General features: G+C 50.1%; 21 protein-coding genes and 1 riboswitch. Of the genes, 7 read left to right on the forward strand and 14 right to left on the reverse strand.

Features of this window, described 5'->3' with window-relative positions; all coding sequences use genetic code 11:
• Positions 1 to 9: 9 nt before the first annotated feature.
• From T458_RS44055 to T458_RS44065, 3 genes are all read right to left on the reverse strand, one after another.
• Positions 10 to 810 carry an alpha/beta hydrolase gene (locus tag T458_RS44055; protein WP_023557478.1) on the reverse strand — a complete coding sequence of 267 codons (801 nt, stop codon included), beginning with the start codon at positions 808 to 810 and terminating at the stop codon, positions 10 to 12.
• Positions 811 to 876: 66 nt separating this feature from the next.
• Positions 877 to 1,176, reverse strand: coding sequence for a DUF3055 domain-containing protein (locus T458_RS44060; RefSeq protein ID WP_023557479.1), 300 nt, complete (start codon positions 1,174 to 1,176; stop codon positions 877 to 879).
• A 115-nt stretch (positions 1,177 to 1,291) separates the two neighbouring features.
• On the reverse strand, positions 1,292 to 1,816 hold the full coding sequence (locus T458_RS44065; RefSeq protein WP_023557480.1) for a MarR family winged helix-turn-helix transcriptional regulator: 525 nt from the start codon (positions 1,814 to 1,816) through the stop codon (positions 1,292 to 1,294).
• A gap of 178 nt (positions 1,817 to 1,994) precedes the next feature.
• Here T458_RS44065 and T458_RS44070 point away from each other — a divergent pair, with 178 nt between their 5' ends.
• Together T458_RS44070 and T458_RS44075 are read left to right on the forward strand one after the other, a co-directional pair.
• Entirely contained in the window at positions 1,995 to 2,423 is a 429-nt protein-coding gene (locus T458_RS44070; protein ID WP_031305914.1) for a DUF1885 family protein, read from the forward strand.
• Positions 2,424 to 2,551: 128 nt separating this feature from the next.
• On the forward strand, positions 2,552 to 3,196 hold the full coding sequence (locus tag T458_RS44075) for a glycoside hydrolase family 73 protein (protein ID WP_023557482.1): 645 nt from the start codon (positions 2,552 to 2,554) through the stop codon (positions 3,194 to 3,196).
• 93 nt (positions 3,197 to 3,289) lie between these two features.
• Here T458_RS44075 and T458_RS44080 read toward each other — a convergent pair whose 3' ends face one another.
• The 6 genes from T458_RS44080 to T458_RS44105 form a co-directional block, all read right to left on the reverse strand.
• Complete coding sequence (locus T458_RS44080; protein ID WP_023557483.1) at positions 3,290 to 3,652, reverse strand: DUF4912 domain-containing protein; 363 nt, start codon at positions 3,650 to 3,652, stop codon at positions 3,290 to 3,292.
• A gap of 115 nt (positions 3,653 to 3,767) precedes the next feature.
• Positions 3,768 to 4,370, reverse strand: coding sequence for a hypothetical protein (locus T458_RS44085; protein WP_023557484.1), 603 nt, complete (start codon positions 4,368 to 4,370; stop codon positions 3,768 to 3,770).
• A gap of 219 nt (positions 4,371 to 4,589) precedes the next feature.
• Positions 4,590 to 5,750 (reverse strand): N-acetyldiaminopimelate deacetylase, encoded by a 1,161-nt coding sequence (locus tag T458_RS44090; protein WP_023557485.1) that lies wholly within the window; start codon positions 5,748 to 5,750, stop codon positions 4,590 to 4,592.
• A 2-nt stretch (positions 5,751 to 5,752) separates the two neighbouring features.
• On the reverse strand, positions 5,753 to 6,961 hold the full coding sequence (locus T458_RS44095) for an aspartate aminotransferase family protein (protein ID WP_023557486.1): 1,209 nt from the start codon (positions 6,959 to 6,961) through the stop codon (positions 5,753 to 5,755).
• A 14-nt stretch (positions 6,962 to 6,975) separates the two neighbouring features.
• Positions 6,976 to 7,686, reverse strand: a complete 711-nt coding sequence (gene dapD / locus T458_RS44100; RefSeq protein ID WP_023557487.1) for a 2,3,4,5-tetrahydropyridine-2,6-dicarboxylate N-acetyltransferase — start codon at positions 7,684 to 7,686, stop codon at positions 6,976 to 6,978.
• 88 nt (positions 7,687 to 7,774) lie between these two features.
• Positions 7,775 to 7,963, reverse strand: a riboswitch (Lysine riboswitch).
• A gap of 94 nt (positions 7,964 to 8,057) precedes the next feature.
• The gene (locus tag T458_RS44105; protein WP_023557488.1) at positions 8,058 to 8,840 is read right to left on the reverse strand and encodes a SagB/ThcOx family dehydrogenase; all 783 of its coding nucleotides are present in this window, start codon (positions 8,838 to 8,840) and stop codon (positions 8,058 to 8,060) included.
• Positions 8,841 to 8,965: 125 nt separating this feature from the next.
• On the opposite strand from T458_RS44105, the gene T458_RS44110 reads away from it, so the two are divergent.
• A complete protein-coding gene (locus T458_RS44110) occupies positions 8,966 to 9,832 on the forward strand; it encodes a LysR family transcriptional regulator (protein WP_023557489.1) in 867 nt (288 codons plus the stop codon).
• Positions 9,833 to 9,920: 88 nt separating this feature from the next.
• Complete coding sequence (locus T458_RS44115) at positions 9,921 to 10,478, forward strand: GNAT family N-acetyltransferase (RefSeq protein WP_023557490.1); 558 nt, start codon at positions 9,921 to 9,923, stop codon at positions 10,476 to 10,478.
• A gap of 69 nt (positions 10,479 to 10,547) precedes the next feature.
• Here the strand turns inward: T458_RS44115 and T458_RS44120 are convergent, their stop codons facing one another.
• Positions 10,548 to 12,572: a hypothetical protein gene (locus tag T458_RS44120; protein ID WP_023557491.1), complete on the reverse strand. Its 2,025-nt coding sequence runs from the start codon at positions 12,570 to 12,572 to the stop codon at positions 10,548 to 10,550.
• 199 nt (positions 12,573 to 12,771) lie between these two features.
• On the opposite strand from T458_RS44120, the gene T458_RS44125 reads away from it, so the two are divergent.
• Positions 12,772 to 13,548, forward strand: coding sequence for a class I SAM-dependent methyltransferase (locus tag T458_RS44125; RefSeq protein ID WP_023557492.1), 777 nt, complete (start codon positions 12,772 to 12,774; stop codon positions 13,546 to 13,548).
• 75 nt (positions 13,549 to 13,623) lie between these two features.
• Here the strand turns inward: T458_RS44125 and T458_RS44130 are convergent, their stop codons facing one another.
• The 3 genes from T458_RS44130 to T458_RS44140 are packed head-to-tail and all read right to left on the reverse strand — an operon-like array spanning position 13,624 to position 17,348.
• Positions 13,624 to 15,141 (reverse strand): efflux RND transporter periplasmic adaptor subunit, encoded by a 1,518-nt coding sequence (locus T458_RS44130; RefSeq protein WP_023557493.1) that lies wholly within the window; start codon positions 15,139 to 15,141, stop codon positions 13,624 to 13,626.
• Positions 15,142 to 15,162: 21 nt separating this feature from the next.
• The gene (locus tag T458_RS44135) at positions 15,163 to 16,620 is read right to left on the reverse strand and encodes an ABC transporter permease (protein ID WP_023557494.1); all 1,458 of its coding nucleotides are present in this window, start codon (positions 16,618 to 16,620) and stop codon (positions 15,163 to 15,165) included.
• A gap of 26 nt (positions 16,621 to 16,646) precedes the next feature.
• On the reverse strand, positions 16,647 to 17,348 hold the full coding sequence (locus tag T458_RS44140; RefSeq protein WP_023557495.1) for an ABC transporter ATP-binding protein: 702 nt from the start codon (positions 17,346 to 17,348) through the stop codon (positions 16,647 to 16,649).
• A 229-nt stretch (positions 17,349 to 17,577) separates the two neighbouring features.
• On the opposite strand from T458_RS44140, the gene T458_RS57250 reads away from it, so the two are divergent.
• Together T458_RS57250 and pdxK are read left to right on the forward strand one after the other, a co-directional pair.
• On the forward strand, positions 17,578 to 17,748 hold the full coding sequence (locus T458_RS57250; protein WP_171819389.1) for a hypothetical protein: 171 nt from the start codon (positions 17,578 to 17,580) through the stop codon (positions 17,746 to 17,748).
• A gap of 157 nt (positions 17,749 to 17,905) precedes the next feature.
• Positions 17,906 to 18,721: a pyridoxine/pyridoxal/pyridoxamine kinase gene (gene pdxK, locus T458_RS44145; protein WP_023557496.1), complete on the forward strand. Its 816-nt coding sequence runs from the start codon at positions 17,906 to 17,908 to the stop codon at positions 18,719 to 18,721.
• A gap of 70 nt (positions 18,722 to 18,791) precedes the next feature.
• Here the strand turns inward: pdxK and rarD are convergent, their stop codons facing one another.
• Entirely contained in the window at positions 18,792 to 19,685 is an 894-nt protein-coding gene (gene rarD, locus T458_RS44150) for an EamA family transporter RarD (protein WP_023557497.1), read from the reverse strand.
• Positions 19,686 to 19,718: the final 33 nt, after the last annotated feature.

Raw genomic sequence — 19,718 nt, forward strand, 5'->3', positions numbered from 1 at the left:
TTTTAGTAATTAGTATGTCATATTAGTGTTTTTCTGCATCCATTGAACCATTCTCTCCAACACCTGCTGTTTTTCAGGTTCATTCAGCACTTCGTGACGAAGATGTGGGAAGAGATGAAACTCCTTCTCAGCTTGGATTCGGTCCGCAAAACGCTCCACAGCCTGAGCATCCACTAGCTGATCGTCTCCCGCCTGAAGGATCAGCACGGGCAAATCAAGCTTGTCCGCCTCCTCCCAAGCCAGTTTCATGGCTCGATGCAGTTCCTCGAACCAGCGTACACTTACCTTGTGATAGTTAAGGGGATCCCGCTTGTATAGATCCTGCACTTTCACATCCCGTGAGACCATGTCCGGCGATATACCATTGGGCAAGGCCAGGGACGGCCAGATGCGATCCAGCACCTTGGCTAAGCTTTTTTTCCACTCGGGAACCTTCAGCACGAGCTCCATACAAGGTGAAGTCAAAATGATGCCGCTAAGTTTTTCGGCGGCTGCTTGTGTTTGGGCATATCTTGTGACGATCAATCCTCCAAGGCTATGCCCCATTAAAAAGACCGGACGGCCATCTGACTGTTCCAACGCTTCGTTTGTCCATTGATGCACAGTATCGATGTACTGGGAGAACGAGGAGATATGTCCCCTTTTTCCCGGCGATTGGCCGCATCCCGGCAAATCGCCTGTATACACATCCCATCCCTGTTCATTCAGGTAGCGGGCAACATGCGCATACCTCCCGTGATGTTCTCCCGTCCCGTGAACCAGGACGACTGCCGCTTTTGGTGCGACAGCAGGCCATTTATGTTTGTACATAGATTTTCCTCTCCCCCGGGTCAGCAAATAAAACAAACGAGCAGAAGAAAAACTTCTGCTCGCTACCTAATACTGGTTGTCTTCAAAGGATATAGTAGGTAAATATTCTTGGAAAAACTGAGCGAGAGCTTCGGCTTCGCTCGCAGAATCGAGGCGAAAAATCTTTTGCAGATAACCTGGATTCACGGCATCCTCCGAACAAAGGAGTGTCGATTGCCCGGTTTGCATACAGATGACCAGTGGCTTCCCGTAAAACTTGTGAGTATAGACAATACCGAAGTCATGCCGACTTCCCTCTGAGGCGAATCCGAGAAAACGTACCTTCGCGTTTTCTGATTCGTCATACAAGTGGTCGAAATGCTCCATTAGCAATCCCTCCTCGTCTGAAGTTTTCCACCAAAGCGGGGACCGGTTTCCTGTAATCCCATTTGATGTAATAATAAGTATAAAGCAATAACCCTTATTTTTCCACCCCCTAATTCTAACTGATCAAGTGGCGTTGATTGGGAATGCGATCTTCCCCTTCCTGAATCCAGCGAACTTTCTCCGAACCATGCAAGGATTGGGCTAGGAATGACAGACACTCGAAGAACAATTCTACTACCGCTGTACTGTATCGTTCCTCCATTTTCTCCAGGGCATACGTCAGGCGAAAAATAGAAGGAACACTTCGACGGCTTGCTTCAATCACTTCTTTTCCTTTTTTGGTAGGATAGACATGAACTACCCGACCATCCAGCTCCGACTTCTCGATCAACACCATTTCTTTATCCATCAATTTCTTAATATGGATGACGATCGATGACGGATGCCAAAAGGTCCACTCGGCGATCTGCGTAACACGGACACCCTCATAGCAATAAATGATCCAGAGAATGTTCAGCTGAACGGAGGAGTCAAGCTCCGCTTCCTTGGCAGCTTTCTCCCAGTCTTCCTTGTTGACCACATCGATTGCGCGCATCGTGTTCAATGCTTCAAAAACATTACGGATTGAGACCTCCTGCATGGCTTATTCCTCCATGATCCAATTTCTTTCTAAGTAAACGGATATAAATAATAGTTATATTTTACACTTTTCAGAAAAGACGCGCAATTGTTTTAACTCGTATTTGGTAGATTGCCAAAGAGTGGAAGCAGTGCTACACTAAACAAAGTATTCCCATGTACGAGGAGTGATGGCAATCGTGAACCTGCAATCCGCTTACATTTATTTCGTAGAGGGCTCGACAGCCACTCATGCTGATCTAGAGGATGTAAAAGCAAAATTTAACCGATACATCGAAATGACCAAAAAAACCGGCGAGCAGCTCGGGTGGTCCTATGCCGACTCAGCGTTTCCCTATGAACTGGAAGAACGCCCTGAAGGCAAAGGCTCCTGGTTTTTGTTGAGAGGGAAAGATCCCAATGTGTATAAAGCGATCGTCGTCGGCGTCGGCTCCAAAATAGAGAACGGGAAAGAACGGCAGTACGTGCAGGTATCCTTGCCAGAGTCTGCTACCCACGGTGACAAGGGTAAAGCGAATGAATTCTGCCGCTACCTGGCTCGTGATTATAAAGGAGAGCTCCATCTCTTCAATCGTCGCGTTCAGTATTTTCAGCCACGAAAACCTTGATGTTGTCCCAAGCAACCGCCATGCAGCGGTTGTTTTCTATTTTCCGCTTGTACCTCCATTCCGCCCCCTTTTCTTTCCTCATAGAATAGTAAGGCAAGACCATACCCTTTTCAGAAAGAGGTGGTTGCATGCAGTCCTTCATTGATCAGGTGTCTGGTCCCGCACGCCTGTCCTATCTGACGACTCACTTGTTCCCGTCTATAACGATTGCCCAGGCTATCCTCGAAACCGGCTGGGGAAAAAAGATCCCGGTCGATCCTCAGTCAGGGCGTCCCTCCTATAATTTGTTCGGAATCAAAGGGGTCGGCCCCGCAGGCTCCGTGACGATCGTGAGCAAAGAGGTGGAAAATGGGAAAACGGTGGATCGAACCTCCGCTTTCAAAGCGTACTACAACTTCCAGCAGTCCTTCGATGATCACGCCCAATTTTTATTGCAACCTAAGTACGCGCAGGTCCTGACCGCCAAAACCCCCGAACAGGCCGCTATCGAGCTGGAGAAAGCCGGCTATGCCACCGATCCCCAATACGCCGAAAAATTGACGAACCTGATCAAGACCTACGACCTGAAACGGTATGACCAGTTCGCTCCCGAGGAAACCATTCCTTACCCGCCATGGAAAATGGATCTGGGCAAACGTGCCCTGTCAGAAGGTTTGATCACATCCCCGGAATGGCTGAGCAAACTGGATGAACCGATGCCGGTGTGGGCTGTGTTTGCCGTGACATTGCGAATGCTGGACCTTTTGAAAAACAACGAAAAGAAGGACGGATAGAAAAAGAGGCCCAGCAATAGGGCCTCTTATCAGTAGGTGCAACGAAGGCTCCGCAAAAGACAGCGGAGCCTTGTTTACATTTGAGCACGTTGATCAAATCATTTGAGATCTCGACAGCGAGTAGAACCTTCCATCCACCATGCGGATCCCTAAGTCGACACAATAGGATAAGCCTTGCGTGACGCCGTAGAGAATCCATTCCGAAGATTGGTGGTTGATATCAAAATCAGTGTAAAGGTCACTGCCGTCCTCACGTATCTCTTGGCGGTCAGTTAGATCGAACAGGCGTAGGACAAATGGCAGTTCAGCAAAAGGAATCGCGAATTTTCGAGATATATCCTCTTCGAACTCCTTCGTCATGCTCCATATTGCCTGAATAGAATGCTCATCTTTCCAGGCAATGCGAATACTCGGGCCGTCTATATCTGTGGATGACCGCGCGGGATTTGTCTCCATCTGCTCCCATCGTTCCTTTCTATCATGTACTTGCTTTTTGGACGAATATTTAGCTTTTACCTACTATTATACCATGAAAACAAGTCATGTGAAAACGCATCCAGGCGATATTCTTTTATCTTCCGACTGTAAACGTGTTCTCGCCTACCACGATATAGTCCTTGGCATGATCGTACTTCATGAGTACTTGCACCTTATAGGTCCCGTATTTGTCCAACTTGGTCGAAACGAAGGGCTCCGAGAAATAGAAGCTGTTCGCGTTTTGCGTCGAGTATTTCCATTCTTTTCCACGATCGACTGTCTTGCCATCCGGAGCGATCAATTCAACACGCATGCGCAGATCCTTCGCAACCGGAGCTTCATCTACTTCTACAAAGACATTGAAGGTGCGCGGAACGTCCTTGTCGCTGTAGCCTTTCACCGGATTGCTGAATACAATTGTTTTGTTGCGGGTCTGCTGGATCCCTTCGAGTACCAGTATATTCACATTCGGCTTGATAATTTCCAATTTTCCGGTGTGTTCGTCATAATCAACGAAACCACCCATGCTGTTGATAACTTCTTCCAACGGCTCCGCAGAAGAGGCCGGCAAATTCGTGGCAACTCGCTCACCACCCAGGAAAACACGTATTTCCCCTTCTCCCAAAGCGGTGCTGCCAACGCTGCCAACGCCTGCTACCGCCAATACCACCAGGGCTGATAACCATCTTTTTTTCATTCCGCAATCCTCCAATATGTGTGCGCAACTGCGCGGATTAGTCCGAAATTGTTACCCAAAATATTAGACGCTCAACCGGGCAAATAGTTGTGCCTCTTTCGCAACTTTTTTCAACAATATCCACAGTATCCACAACATCTGGAGAGCAGAACCAAAGACTTATTCACAGAAATTTGTGAATAAGTCTACATGCCCTTGACAAAACGAAAAGAGCTACTCCTATCGAGTAGCTCCTCTATCGATTTCAACCGGTTGGGTGGAAAGCCAGGTGAAATAGCGTGACACTAGGCTGATCGCGACTGCAATCGCCCCTTCATCAGGCTCAATCTTGCTGTGATGCAAGCCATATGGGGTATTGACGCCAAGCCAGAACAGGAATCCAGGTATCTCGGAAAGAAAATAGCCGAAGTCTTCACCTGTCATCGCTTCCTGGCATTGAATCAGTTCGACGTCTGGACATGCCACGCGGACCCAGTCCATAAAGGCAGCAGTCAGACTTTCTTCATTGAAAACCTGGCAATACCCGCAGCCGTAATCAATCTCGGCACGGCATTCAAAGCCTGCCTCAATCCCTTTGACTTGTGCTTCGATCCTACTTTTTACGCGCTGCATGGATTCCATCGAAAAAGTGCGGATGGTTCCTTCCAGTCGTGCCTTTTCCGCTATGATATTTTGCTTTGTCCCTCCGACAATTTTGCCGACTGTGATGACTGCGGAATCCAGTGGATCGATATTGCGGGCTACGATGGATTGCAGTTGTGTCACCAGATGGCTTGCTGCTACGACCATATCGTTGGTCTTATGCGGATAAGCTGCATGACCTCCCGTGCCATACAGATCGATAAACAATTCGGACGTATTGGCAAACAAGATGCCTGGCTTCGTCGCAATTTGGCCGACCGGATATTCAGGTGCGATATGGAGGGCGAATATGCAATCCGGCCTCCACTCGGCGAACTCCTCGCTTTGCATCATCGGCAGTGCGCCGCCTGGCCCTTCTTCTGCAGGCTGGAAGACAAACAACAGATCATCTGTGATCGGATGCTGCACAAAATGGGTCAATAGGCCGAGGGCAATGGCCATATGCATATCGTGCCCGCATGCGTGCATAAAGCCTTCATGAACCGATCGAAACGGATAGGTCGTCTCCTCGTTCATCGGCAAGCCGTCCATATCTGTGCGCCAGGCAATCGTCCGCTTGGGATTGGTTCCGCTCAAGCGAACGAGAATTCCGGTGCGCCAGGTTTTGATCTGGATGCGTTCCTGTGGGAGACGTTCCAAATAATCGAGCAGATAACGCTGAGTCTTCACTTCCCCGAAGCCGGGTTCCGGGATCTGGTGAAGATCCCGGCGTATCTGGACAAAGGCAGAGCTGCTCATGGTTATTCCTCCTCGCTGGATAGAGCCTTTAGTTGGCGGCTGAATACGGCAAGGAAGAAGTCCACATCCTTCGTAGTCAAGGTCAGTGGCGGCAAGAGGCGTACAATCGTCTTCTGCGTAACGTCGACGAGGATGCCTTCAGACAGAAGATTTTGTTGCAAGCGACTCGTTTCTTCCGGAGTTACCGAGAGAGGAATCCCCACCATCATGCCTTTTCCTCGCAAAGCCTGAAGCTGTTCGGGCAGACGCTCTCGCAAGCTCTCCAACCCATTCCAGAGGTATTGGATCACCTCTTGGAGCTGGGCGTCGAATGACGGGTTGTGCAATTCGTCCATTACGACATTGCCCAAGGCTGCAGACAGTGGCGACGGAGCAAATGTGGACCCGTGATCGCCGGGTTGAAACAAATCCATCAGTTGGGTGCCTGCAATCAATCCGCCCAATGGCAGTCCGCCTCCAACCCCTTTGGCAAACAAGATCAGATCAGGCGTCACACCCGCATGCTGGTAAGCAAACAGCTTGCCCGTCCTGCCCATTCCTGTCTGAATTTCATCCATGGCAAACAGCATGCCTTCCTCGCGACAGATCTTTTCCACCTCTCGCAAGAAATCCTCGGAGAGCGGGATAACCCCTCCCGAACCAAGGACTGGCTCCATCAGGACCGCAGCAGGCTTGGCTTCCTGACAAAGGGAGCGCAAACCCGCAGCATCCTCCGCCTCCAATTCAAAGACAGGAAACGTCGGCTGCGGAAAGTCTTGATAGACATTCGGTTGTCGGGTTAGGCGCACCGCTCCAAGCGTACGCCCGTGAAAGCTGTTGCGCAGGACGACGATTCCCTCACGACCTGCTCCTTGCGCTTTGGTCCATTTATGGATCAGCTTGATCGCCGCTTCGGTCGCCTCCGCCCCTGAATTGGAGAAAAATACCTTCCCGGCAATCGTTCCCTCTACCAGGCGCTGAGCCAATCGTATCGCCGGCTGATTGAGAAAGACGTTGGAGATGTGCAAGAATTGCTCCCCTTGCTCATGCAAGGCCTGAACAATTTTCGGATGGGAATGTCCGAGTACATTGACGGCAAGACCCGTAAAGAGATCCAGGTAGCTTTTGCCCTCCGTATCGTACAGGTAATTTCCCGATCCTTTGGCTATCGCAATCGGCAAGCGTTTGTAGGTCGAGATGATGTACTGTTCATCGAGCGAACGCCAGTCCATGTGTCGTCTCTCCCTTAGAGCTGACGCAGCTCTTGCATGATTTCGGTTTTGGAACGGGTCTTGTCGTCGATCTGCTTGATTACACGTGCCGGGGTTCCCGCCACTACAGTATTCGGTGGTACATCGTCAATGACGATGGCACCTGCAGCTACGACGGAGCCTTTTCCTACGCGAACTCCTTCCAGAATAACCGCATTGGCACCGATCAGCACGTCATCCTCTACAATCACGGGAGTTGCCGATGGCGGTTCTACAACCCCAGCGATCACTGCACCCGCTCCTACGTGACAATTTTTCCCAATCGTTCCACGGCCGCCTACTACCGCATTCATGTCGATCATTGTTCCTTCGCCAATCACTGCTCCAATATTGATCGAAGCGCCCATCATGATGACGGCGTTGTTTCCGATGGTTACCTGGTCGCGGATAATTGCGCCCGGCTCAATGCGTGCCTGGATTCCTTTCATGTCCAGCAGCGGAATAGCGGAGTTGCGACGGTCGTTTTCTACGACGTAATCCTCGATTTTATCCGCATGCTGCGTCAATACAGGCTCGATGTCTTTCCATTCGCCAAATACCACTCCTGTATTGCCGGTAATAAAAGACTTGGAGTTGGAACCGAAGTCGATTCCCGCGAGATCACCCTTTATGTAGAGCTTCACAGGTGTTTTCTTTTCGCTTTTTTGAATAAACGCGATAATTTCATGGGCATTCATCATGTTCATTAGGTAAGTCCTCCTTTAGATTAGAAAGCATGAAAAAAAAGCAATGAGTGCATGCGCTATCTCATTGCCTTTGATTTCTCGCAAGCAAATCGTAAATAGCACTCCACAAAAGGCGCAAGGCCTTAGATGACAGGATTTTGGTTCTTCACGTCAATCCCAGCCTCTGCCGCCAAAGGGGGGTGGCAAAAGCTTCGGCGCATCAGCCTTTCTCTCTTTTCCCGCCCCCTGGCAGTTTTCGAAAAGATCTACTCATCTTCAGCGCACCTCTATTTAGATTCGATTATTGAATTTCATTTAACTCTACCAAATTCGTCTGCTGGTGGCAACAGCTTTCTCCATGCTCGCCATTCTGTTCCTCGTTTTTTTGCTCTTTAACTCGGACGGCGGTCATGCAGCCAGTCTTTCCCCTCCACTTTTCCTACCGACGCCATCAGCACGGACAGGTGCTCAGTACCGTCGATACCAAGATACTCGTTCATTTCTTTGTCAAACCAGTGACCGATCGTACACACGCCAAGGCCGAGCGCATTGGCCGCAATGTGCAGGTTCTGGGCAACATGGCCCACATCCCACCAAATATATCGATAGGCACGCTCCTTGTATTTGGAGCGGGTGCGTTCCACAACCGCCGTCCAGACGAAATTGACTGCGCTTCTGCGTGTCATCTCCTGATTTTCGGTAAACCGATAGGCGATTTCGGAGACGTCCTCCAGCTTCAGCCCCTCCAGACACCATTGCTCTACATCGAGATGGTACAGACCTCTTGCCAATCCCTCCACATTGTTGATCAGCATATACGTCTCGATTGGATAGAGCGCACCTGCTGATGAGACAGTGCGAATCTGGTAGTCGCCCATATCGGCCGTAATTCCTTGCGTGGCCCACAACAGGATGTTCAGCTCATTCAACGTCATTGGGGTTTTGAGAAAATTTCGCCGCGAACGACGTTGCTGCAATAGCTCCCAAAGGGGAGGGCTTGCAGAAAAATCCGGTTTCCCCAGCGGAATGCGCACGTGTGCCTCCTCATAACGCAAATACGTCGGCGGTCTGTTGGCGAAGTCGTATTTGGCCGCCCATCCCTCCTCCAGATCGCCAATCGCGTAAGAGGTCGCTTTAATAAAATCGTTGCTGATTTTTTGCCAATCCCGGTGCATCGTTGTCGTCCTCCTGATCTATCTTTTCGGTGGTTAAACCAAGTATAAATCTGAGGATTACAATTAGTAAAATTATCCTTTATAATAACATTCATTAGAATAAACTAATGATTCGAGGGAAGCATATGACACTGGGACAGTTGCAAGTCTTTATCGCCGTTGCCGAAGCCCGGCACTTCACACGGGCTGCTGAAATGCTGGGGTTCACCCAATCCGCCGTCTCGCAAATGATTCGCAGCCTGGAAGACGACCTCGGTGTTCCCCTCTTTCACCGAAGCCGAAACGGGGTCGCTCCGACTAGTATTGGTGAAAGGATGCTCCAGCATGCCCGCGAGATTTTACGGCTCGCTTCGTATATGAAGGAGGAAGCATCCGCTGCACGAGGGGTAGAGACAGGGACTTTGCGCATCGGTTCCATACACAGCGTTTCCAATAAAATTTTGCCCGGACTGATTGGGTCCTTTCGCAAGCGATTCCCCCAAGTGGAAATCGTGCTGTTCGAAGGAGAGTATGAAGAGGTCAATAGTTGGATCAACAGCTCCGTGGTCGATGTTTGCTTTACCACATCGCCGGAAAAAGAGATGACCACCTTCCCGCTGACCTGCGACGAGATGATGGTCTTCGTGCCCGAGGAGCACCCGCTCAAGGATGAGACTTTCCTCAGCTTCTCCCACATCAAAAACAACTGCTTTATCATGCCGAAGGACGACTGCATCAAGAAGCTGCTGCGGGATAACGGCCTGCAGTCGAATGTTACGTTTGAAGTCCGGGATGCCTCGACGATATTGGCCATGGTTCAAGAGTGGGTTGGTGTGACAATATTGCCACAGCTTTATATCCCGGAGGTTTTGCCAAAGGTGATCTCCATTCCCCTGCGCCCGAAGATTACCCGGGAGCTGGTAATTGCCATCCGCAACAGTCAATGCGTATCCCCGATGGCTGCGGAGTTCATTTTGCATAGTCAGCGCTACACGAAAGAAGGTTGCATGTGAGAGCGATTCATGTCAATTTCCCACTTTCATAGCATGGAAAGATGTGGTACACTTTCGTTCCACGTCTAAGAATGAAAGGAGATCGTCGATGCAAACCCTGAGCCACAACGGGCTGTATCTGCGTCCACTCCGTGTGCATGACGCTTCGGACATGCTCTCGGTACGGCTCCAAAACCACGATTTTTTACAGCCCTTTGAACCGCTTCGCCCCGCGTCCCACCTTACCTTGAAAGGACAAATTCAGCAATTAAAGCAAGTTGAGCGAGATGTTGAGGAAGACAGGGGGTACGCGTTCGGAATCTTTCTACAAAAAAACGACATGCTGATAGGCCGCATTGCATTGTCCAACATCGTGCGCGGTGCTTGGCAAAACGCGACACTCGGTTATTTTCTCGATCAAAGGCATAATGGCAAGGGCTATGCCTCGACAGCGGTTGGCCTGGTTGTGCGTTATGCTTTTTCTCGCGTGCATCTGCACCGTGTACAAGCAGGAGTAATGCCGCGCAACCTGGCCTCTATACGTGTATTGGAGAAAAACGGTTTTCGCCGGGAAGGACTTTCCAAACGCTATTTGCAAATTAACGGAGTATGGGAGGACCATCTCATCTTCGCCCTCACACGTGAAGATGAGCTTCCTCCCTTATGAGCAAAATGGAAAAGGGCTGGCCCTCAAAGTAGTTTCCTCTACTCTTCGGTCAGCCCCTGCTGTACCCCGTTATTTTACCTCGACAGTCAGCACCAGTATTTGTTCTTTATCGACATCATCCACATACTTTTTATAGGACTTGTATCGGGAGACAACATCGCACGTCTTGTAGGTCAAGGTATTGTATACCTCCACCTTGTACTTACCGCTGCGTCCATCTTTGGCGATGATGGAAGGCAGGTCAAGCATTTCAACGCCGCCCGGTTCATTGTCCTCCGAGCTTTTCGGCTTGATGGTCTTGATGATCACATCGTCATATTTGATGACGACCTTGTTATTCGACGAAATCGGACCCGCTCCGTATTCGTAGTTGGCGCCAAAAGGAATCACGCCATATTCCCATTGCAAATCGGAGACGTACAGAAAGCGACGGTCATGTTTATCTTTTTCCCGCTTGACCCTCTTCATTCCTTTATTCTCCACATGAACTGCTAGTAACTGCAAAGCTTCCAGATCCTCACTGGATTCAACGGTGATTTTGTCACCATCGACGAACTCTTTTCCCGATTCGGCTTTGAGCTTCATCTTTGTCGAAGGAGGAACCGTTCCTTTTTCTCCAGTATCACAGGAAGGGGTAGAAGGAGTAGGCGGCGAATCCTCGATGATCTGAATATACCCGCACCAGGTTACTTCAGGATCGGTCTTGCTGTAGTAGTTGATTTTGTGACGCCCTTCTTTGAAGCGGGACAATTCCAGCGCTGTATGATCCCAATTGAGATAAGCGCTGTCCACAACAACATTGTCTACAGCCCAGACCCCTGGTCCTTCCTCACTGGCGCCATCTCCATACTTCAAATAGTCTGCTGCTGTCGTTACCCAAATTTTATAGATGGGGTTCTGATAAACCTTGACTGTGATATCGGAAGGGTACAAATTTTCCCGCTCTGAAAGCAAAGACGAACCTTCGTTGTTTTGCACCATGACATCCAAAGTGGCTCGTACGGAGCTGGCATCACATCCGGCTGGAGATCCTGGTACCTGGATTTGAACCGAGATCATGCTGTTGGATGATCTCTCTGTCCCCAGCGATTGCTCCGGCTCAAAGTTGACGGACATCGTCATCCCCTCCAGCTTCTCCGGGATCACGACTTCGAAATGCTGAGCGCTCACCAATGTCTGTCCCGTGCCATCCACCCACCAGCGTCCAGGGGCAGGTGAAAATAGCTGAACTGTTCCCGGTGCCTTTTCCGCTGTGATTTTTTGATTGTTGCCAAGCTGTTGACCATTTTCATCCGTCCCGAGATATAGAATGGGAGGACCCACCCGCAATTCTACTTGCCACGGCGTTTGGTTAAGGTCATCAGGAATAAAAGACAGCTCGTAGTCGCCTGCGATGAGTACCCCCGTAGAGAAGACGTTGCCTGTCTCAGCTTTGATCATACTGCTGTTCTTGGTGTTCGTCAGCTTCCAAGAACCAGTTTCATTGGAGTTGTACACCTTCGCGCCGTAGTTACCAAAAATAGCTTCATGGGAACCGCTCTGAATCGTTTGCCCTACCGGATTGCTACCTTGATAGATCAGCGGGTAATGGAGCGCCTCCACACGAAAGCGAACATGGACCGTACTCTTCTCCCCCAACGCATCAGATCCTATAAAGGTTAATGTATGGTTACCTGCTGGAAGCTTTTCATAAGGTATTGTAAAACGGGGAACCTCCCAGCGCAGGGTGGATACATCATCAGACATTTCCGACGAAAACTCCGGCAATGCCGCACCATCGAGAAGCACGTCCATCTTATTTTCAGTCTTGCCACTGCCGTATGTAGTTTGAATCACATCAATGTCCAATGGCGTTTGCGGTGGCAAAATGAATTCATCGTTCCTCACCCAATTCCAGCCCTCGGTACTCAAACCTACTACTTGATAGTCGTTAAATACAATTTGTTCGTGTACCGGCATCTGAATCGACTTGGTCGCCGAGCGATCCGAATTCACGGCTTTTGTCGCACCCAATACAGGGGAGACGGTGGCTTCTGAAAAAAAACTGCCTGTTGCAAGGCATACCAGAAGCACGGATGCAAGCCATTTTCTCACAGTCTTCCTCTCACTTTCTGTATCCCAGCATTATGTTTCGTTGTATATTCGACAATTTCCCATTATTTCCTTGCGTTAGCGACAAGGAAATCCTTGACATATCACTTTTGTATAGGATAAAACTATACACTTTATAATCTTTATAGATTTGACTAATATGCACGCAGCCTGATACAACAATAAGAAAGGAGGAGTCGCCATGAGTCAACCCCAACAGTGGAACGCGGCATTTTACGATGAAAAAATGAACTTTGTCTCTCATTATGGCAGAGGATTGATTGAATGGCTAGAGCCGCTGGCGGGAGAACGCATCCTGGATTTCGGCTGCGGTACGGGAGATCTTACAGAGCAATTGGCAAGAAGTGGTGCGGTGGTGACCGGAATCGATTATTCCCCGGAGATGATTGCGTCTGCCCAAAAAAAGTACCCGCATTTATCGTTTCAGGTAGCAGACGGCCACACGTATCGCACTGACCAACCGTACCACGCAGTCTTTTCCAATGCCGCGCTTCATTGGATGAAACGGCCGGAAGAAGTCATACATAGCATCTGGCACGCTTTGCTTCCGGGCGGCAGGTTCGTTGCCGAAATGGGCGGAAAAGACAATTGCCGTCTCGTTGTCGACGCCTTGCATACTGTATTAGCCCAAAAAGGGATTGACGCCGCAGAACGGTCACCTTGGTATTTTCCCTCGCTGGGGGAGTACGCCAGCCTATTGGAACAAAAGGGGTTTCGTGTTACGCTCGCCTCCCACTTCGATCGTCCTACAGAAATGCCGGACGGCGACTCGGGACTTCGCCACTGGCTCGACTCCTTTGCCGATCCTTTCTTTGCCGGGATGGACGCATCTGAAAAGGAAGAGATCTGCGAGCATGTCACGGAATTGGTTCGCCCTTCGCTGTATTCAGACAAGGGCTGGGTCGTCGACTACAAACGTCTTCGCATCATCGCACGCAAACCGGAGCAGAACAGTTGAAAGAGGAAAACAAAAAATACCCCCGGCTCGCTTCCATGGACGCGAGGCCGGGGATACTTGTCTATGTTGCTACCCTTACATGCCGCCCATCATCAGGACTTCATCGCCTTCCTGCAATCCTCCTGTAATCTCGATGAAGTCTGCTCCTTCTACACCAATCTCTACTTCTTTTGGCATTGGCTCGCCGTTTTCCGGATTTTTGACCATGACGTTGCCTTTGCCTTCTTCCATGACTTCGACTGCATTGAGCGGCAGTCTAAGGACATTATCCTTCTGCTCGATAAAGATATCGCAGTCGCCTGTCATGCCGTGCTTCATCTCGGACGATTCGCTTAATTCCACCTTTACCTCGAAGCGAACTGCCTTGTCCTCTTTGGTTCCTTCCTTCGGCACTTCCACCACTTTCCCCTGGAAAGGACGGTTTCCGAATGCCGTCACATAGACTTCAACCGCCTGCCCGACTTGAATCGCGGGAATGTCGATTTCGTCTACAGCTGCCATGAAATAGACCGAAGAGGTATCCATGATGATGGCTACTGCTTCACCACCGCTTATCGTTTCCCCTTCCTTGACATTCAGCTTGGTGATGACCCCGCTGATTGGCGCTTCCACACGTTTCTTGGCGATTTCACGTTTCTTTTGCTCCAAGGCTAGCAAGGATTCCTTAAGCGACAGCTCTTTATCTTTCAGGTCGAGTTCTGCTGCGGTGACGTCCATCTTGACAATCATTTGTCCTTTTTTCACCACATCGTCTTTTTCAATGAGCACTTCATCGACAGTACCATTTGTGCCTGCTTTGATTTCCTCTTCTTCGGGAAGTGTAAATTCCGAAGCGGATTGGCTGGCAAACAGCACTCCCTTTTCATTGGTATACTGCACTACGCCCTTATCGCCGGGGTACAAGGCTCCTTGTTTCTTTACGACTACTTCCACATCATGCGCCCCGTCGCTCAACTTGCCTTTGGAACCTGTCATATCAATTTTAGTGATCGTTCCATCCAAATACACGAGGGAGGCTGTCATAAACACTTTTACATTTTGGCCGACATGGAACTGCTCGACTTCATAGGCGGTAAATTTGCCGACGATTTTCAGACTGTCGGTATCGAGCACCTTCGCCACAACATCGTCCTCCGCCACCGTTTGCCCATCTTTTACCAACACTTGGGTCACTTTCCCCGGTTTGTCAGCATTGATGCGGTCCTTTTTATCCTTTATCTCACTCAATTCTTTCTGGGCCCGCGTAATCGCAAGCTCCTGTTTTTGCACACTCAGCAAATCATCTGTGCTGTCAATCGTGAATAGAGTGTCCCCTTTTTTCACCGTTTGCCCTTCGCTGACCAGTAATTTCTCGATCTTGCCAGCAGCTTCCGGCTTCACTTCTTCACGATCCTTGGCAGCGACAGTGCCGCCTGCAAAAATCGTCTTTTTCACTTCTCCCCGTTCTACAGTCGCAGTCGGGAAGGAAGGTGGTTCCATCTCTGGTTCCTCCCCTGCTGACGGAGTGGCATTCAGGTAAGAGTATCCGAAGTATCCTCCTCCCCCCAGCAATACCACGATCGCGGCAGTAATGATCCACTTTTTCTTATTCATCGCATTGTTCCCCACATTTCTTTATTCAGATCGAATGGCTTGCAACGCACTGAGTCGGGATGCCCGAATTGCCGGGAAAATTCCCGCCAGCAAGCCGATAATAAATGAAAAACCGATGGCAAAGAGCGCCAGCCAGCTTGGAATGTAGGCCAAGCGTGAACTTTCTTCGCTTGAACCAAAGCCCATTCCCATGGTTTGCATCACATCACTGGAGGATCCCAGGAAATTGACGAGCTCCACAGCCCCCCATGCAATTCCCAATCCCGCCAGACCGCCGATCAGTCCGATAAAGCCGGACTCCATCAGGAACAGCCAGCGAATGTTGAACACGGTCGCTCCAATTACCTTCATGATTCCGATCTCCTTCGTCCGCTCAAGAATCGACATGATCATCGTATTGACGATCCCGATCGTCGCGACGAGCAAGGAGATCGCTGCGATTCCGCCTAGCACGAGCTGGATGACGAAGAAGAAGTTGTTGATCGTCTCCAGTTCACGGGCGGGCGACCAGACTTCATAGCCCTTTTCCTTCAGGGCTTTGACGACGCTCTCCACTTGTTCACGGGATTCGACCTTGACTGTGATCTGGTCGAATACCAGCTCATTCTGCTGATTGGCCTGCTCTCGGGAGCGAGGCGAGACAGATCCCTCATCGCCTCTGCTGCGCATGACCCAATCATTCAATTCCTTGATCATCTCGAACGGGGCATATACCGAGCGCATATCCTGGTACCGATTCCCCTCTGCCTGTATGAGCTGACCGACAATGCGCACTCGCACTTCTTTTTTCTCATATTTCGGTTCGTCATCAACGCGGTACTCTCGCGTCACGATGAGCGTTGCCGCCTTGTCGACGAGGTTGAGGGTTGGCTGGTTTTCGCCCATATCCGGTGGAGGTCCCCAATATTCCACACCTCCGCCTCCGCTTTGCCGCCCGCCGCTTGCATTGCGACGTCTTTCTTCCCTTTTTTCCTTCTCCAAATCACGCAATTCCCGCGCTACGCCATAGGCGATCACGATTTCCTGCGGGGAGCCGCTCAGATAAGTTCCTTTTTCGATATCGTTCTTCCGGTAATCCGCAGATTCCCGCACATCTACACCGATCAATTCGACGTAGCCTTCGCGCCTGCCTACTTTCAGCTTGGCTTGTTCGTACAGCCGCTTCATCGGCATGACCGCCGCGATCCCGGGAACGGCCTTCAGCTCTTGAACGGCTGCCATGTTCAGCTTTTTCCGTTCGTCATCCGGGATTGGTTCGTTTCGTTCCTCATTCCAATACATCGGTTCCACCGGCAATTCGGTTAAATTTCCGAAGTTTTCCAGGCTTTTTACCGCGTTATCCTTCAGTCCCAGACTCAAGGCAATCATCGCGACAATGGCCGCCGTCCCAATCATAACCCCGACGGATGTCAGAGCCGTACGCAGCTTCATGCGCCAAAGATTTCGCCATACAATTCGAAAAGAATCAGTCCATTTCACTTCGTGTTCACCTCATACCCACACCTCTACGCAGGCCTTGTTCTTTTTTCTACAATTCTTCCATCCTGCATGTAAATGACCCGGTCGGATCTCTCCGCCACTTCTTGTTCATGCGTAACAATGATGAAGGTCGTCCCGTTTTCCCGGTTCATCTCTCTCATCAAGGCCAAAATTTCCAACTCGGTCTTGCTGTCCAGGTTACCGGTCGGCTCGTCAGCGAGGATAATGCTCGGCTGATTGACCAACGCTCGCGCGATACTGACACGCTGCTGTTGCCCGCCGCTCAATTCGTTCGGTCTGTGGTCAATCCGTCCTTCCAGTCCCACGCGATTCAGGATTTCGGTTGCTTTCTGCCGCCTTTTTTTCCCGCTGACCCCGGAAAAGATCAAGGGCAGCTCTACATTCTCCAAAGCGGTCAAATTAGGCAGGAGGTTGTAGGATTGAAAGATAAACCCCATGCACTTTCGCCGAAACAAGCACAGCTCGTTCTCGTTGAAACGCGAGATCTCCTCTCCGCTGACAAAAATTTTCCCCTCTTCGGGCTTGGTCAAGCCAGCCAGCAGATTCAAAAGCGTCGATTTCCCCGAGCCGGAGGAGCCGCAGAGCGCGACGAATTCACCCTGATTGATATGAAGATTGATATCGAACAGCACCGGAACCTTGATCTTGCCTGTCCCATAGCTGTGATTCACTTCCTTCACAGTCAGTTCTCCCGTAGCGTTTGCCATCTGTTTGTTTGCACCCCATTTGTGTAAATTGCGAAATTCCCAGGAAAAAAATTGCTGTACAATACTAAGACGTATGATAATGGAAAAATGTAACGCATGTTTATACCATTTTTAAAAATTCATAATAATGCAAGAAACTTTTCATGATTATGTAACATCAGCTTTAACAATCGCTGCCAATTCCTTGATACAATATAGATGTGAAGAATAGACGAGAGGGCGATAATCGATGAGAATGTACCGTTTTTTATTTGAGACCGCCACACGCCAATGGGTAGAAATCGTCAAAGCACCAAGCATGTTTGAAGCTGCCAAAGCGGCAAAAAAGCTGGCACAGCAACGTTCCAAAAGCATGTCCACGCCGATCCACTTCTCCTTCCATCACGCAGTATCCATGTAGATTTCAGAATACCAATCAACAAGCCTGCTCCATCATGGAGGAGGCTTTTACTCGTATCCAGGGTATGATATTGACATCCCACTTTTTTTCCTCTTCAATAAAGAGAAAGGACTAGATCCGCACCTTTATATGCGGTAACAAAGGGAGATAATCGTACATGACTATTCGCAAAGCACTTACCATCGCAGGATCTGACACCAGCGGAGGTGCCGGTCTGCAAGCGGACATCAAGACCTTCCAGGAGCTCGGCGTATTCGGGATGACTGCCATTACCGTCATTGTGGCGCAAGATCCTCGCAACAACTGGTTCCACGAGGTATTCCCGATTGATGTAGCCGTATTGGAAAAACAAATTGAGACCGTTCTTGCTGGAATCGGCGTAGACGCTGTGAAAACCGGTATGCTGGGCTCTACCGATCTGGTCGACCTGGCAGCACGTAAAATCAAAGAGTACCAACTGAAAAATGTTGTGGTTGATCCCGTGATGATTTGCAAGGGCGCAGATGAAGCGCTGCATCCCGAGATCGCGGTAAGCCTGCGCGAGGTTCTCCTGCCACATGCGACCATCGCTACCCCGAACCTGTTCGAAGCTGGCATTCTCAGTCAACTGGGCGCCCTGAAAAGCGTCGACGATATGAAAGAAGCTGCGAAGCGCATCCATGCGATGGGAACAGCGAATGTCGTCGTCAAAGGCGGCGGCAAATTGGAGCATCAGCACGCGGTTGACGTCTTCTACGACGGGCAGACATTTGAAGTATTGGAAGCAGAGCGTTTTAACACGACCTATACGCACGGGGCAGGCTGCACGTTCGCCGCAGCGATTTGCGCCGAGCTGGCAAAAGGGAACTCCGTACGCGATGCGGTTCTTGTCGCGAAGGACTTCATCACCGAGGCAATCCGCCATTCCTTCGCCTTGAATCAGTATGTGGGTCCTACCCACCACGGCGCGTATCGCCTGAGCAAGAAAGCATAACGAATCCGACCACCCAAAAACTCCTGACATCTTCGGCAATCTGCCCAAGTGTCAGGAGTTTTTGGCTTTTCTATGATGGATTTGTCCGCAAGGGTGCCGATTGCGGTTTTTTGCGAAGCGAGCTGACCGTATACACCACCAACGCCGCCCAGATCAAGGAAAAACTGATCAGATGCGATGTTGTAAAATCCTCACCGAACAAGAAGACAGCTGACAGCAAAGAAATTGTCGGCGAAAGGTATTGAATAAAGCCAATGGTCGAAAGCGGCAGATATTTCGTCGCTTCAGCGAACCACAGCAGCGGCAAAGCGGTGACGACCCCTGCGAGCATCAACAGAGCGATCTGCCAGCCCTCCATCGCCCATGCTGTCGCGGTATGGCTGCCTTGCAAGATGCCCAGGTAGAGAATCGAAATCGGGACGACCAACAGCGTCTCCCACGCTACTCCGCTCAGCGCATCCGCCTGAAGCTGCTTTTTCGTCAAACCGTACAAGGCAAACGAGAGAGCAAGCGAGATCGCCACCCACGGAAACTCCCCGTATTGGAATGTGATGTAGAGTACCCCTGCTGCGGCAAGCCCCAATGCGACCCACTGCCCGAGCTTGAGCCTTTCTTTGAGGAACACAACCCCAAACAGCACGCTTAGCAAAGGATTCATATAGTAGCCCAAGCTCGTTTCCATCACTTTTCCGTGATTGACCGCCCAAATGTAGATGAGCCAGTTCGCACAGATGAAAAGAGAGCATAAAATCATCGCTATTTTCCCTTTTGTCCCAGCCATCGCCCCTCTCATCTGCCGCCAACGCCTGGTGACAACCAGCAGCAAACCTACAAAAACAAACGACCAGACGATCCTGTGGGCAAGAATCTCCAATGAGCCCATTGACGCAAACACATTCCAGTACAACGGGAGCAATCCCCACGCCAAATACGCGATGACTGCATACAGAACCCCTCGTCTCATCTTATTCCGCCCCCAATATTTCCCCGAATCACT

Source organism: Brevibacillus panacihumi W25 (genome assembly GCF_000503775.1).
GTDB lineage: Bacteria > Bacillota > Bacilli > Brevibacillales > Brevibacillaceae > Brevibacillus > Brevibacillus panacihumi_A.

Coding starts and splice junctions, on each gene's coding strand:
- T458_RS44055 (WP_023557478.1), bottom strand. CDS start 810: ATGTACAAACATAAATGGCCTGCTGTCGCACCAAAAGCGGCAGTCGTC.
- T458_RS44060 (WP_023557479.1), bottom strand. CDS start 1,176: ATGGAGCATTTCGACCACTTGTATGACGAATCAGAAAACGCGAAGGTA.
- T458_RS44065 (WP_023557480.1), bottom strand. CDS start 1,816: ATGCAGGAGGTCTCAATCCGTAATGTTTTTGAAGCATTGAACACGATG.
- T458_RS44075 (WP_023557482.1), top strand. CDS start 2,552: ATGCAGTCCTTCATTGATCAGGTGTCTGGTCCCGCACGCCTGTCCTAT.
- T458_RS44080 (WP_023557483.1), bottom strand. CDS start 3,652: ATGGAGACAAATCCCGCGCGGTCATCCACAGATATAGACGGCCCGAGT.
- T458_RS44085 (WP_023557484.1), bottom strand. CDS start 4,370: ATGAAAAAAAGATGGTTATCAGCCCTGGTGGTATTGGCGGTAGCAGGC.
- T458_RS44090 (WP_023557485.1), bottom strand. CDS start 5,750: ATGAGCAGCTCTGCCTTTGTCCAGATACGCCGGGATCTTCACCAGATC.
- T458_RS44095 (WP_023557486.1), bottom strand. CDS start 6,961: ATGGACTGGCGTTCGCTCGATGAACAGTACATCATCTCGACCTACAAA.
- dapD (WP_023557487.1), bottom strand. CDS start 7,686: ATGAACATGATGAATGCCCATGAAATTATCGCGTTTATTCAAAAAAGC.
- T458_RS44105 (WP_023557488.1), bottom strand. CDS start 8,840: ATGCACCGGGATTGGCAAAAAATCAGCAACGATTTTATTAAAGCGACC.
- T458_RS44110 (WP_023557489.1), top strand. CDS start 8,966: ATGACACTGGGACAGTTGCAAGTCTTTATCGCCGTTGCCGAAGCCCGG.
- T458_RS44115 (WP_023557490.1), top strand. CDS start 9,921: ATGCAAACCCTGAGCCACAACGGGCTGTATCTGCGTCCACTCCGTGTG.
- T458_RS44125 (WP_023557492.1), top strand. CDS start 12,772: ATGAGTCAACCCCAACAGTGGAACGCGGCATTTTACGATGAAAAAATG.
- T458_RS44130 (WP_023557493.1), bottom strand. CDS start 15,141: ATGAATAAGAAAAAGTGGATCATTACTGCCGCGATCGTGGTATTGCTG.
- T458_RS44140 (WP_023557495.1), bottom strand. CDS start 17,348: ATGGCAAACGCTACGGGAGAACTGACTGTGAAGGAAGTGAATCACAGC.
- T458_RS57250 (WP_171819389.1), top strand. CDS start 17,578: ATGAGAATGTACCGTTTTTTATTTGAGACCGCCACACGCCAATGGGTA.
- pdxK (WP_023557496.1), top strand. CDS start 17,906: ATGACTATTCGCAAAGCACTTACCATCGCAGGATCTGACACCAGCGGA.
- rarD (WP_023557497.1), bottom strand. CDS start 19,685: ATGAGACGAGGGGTTCTGTATGCAGTCATCGCGTATTTGGCGTGGGGA.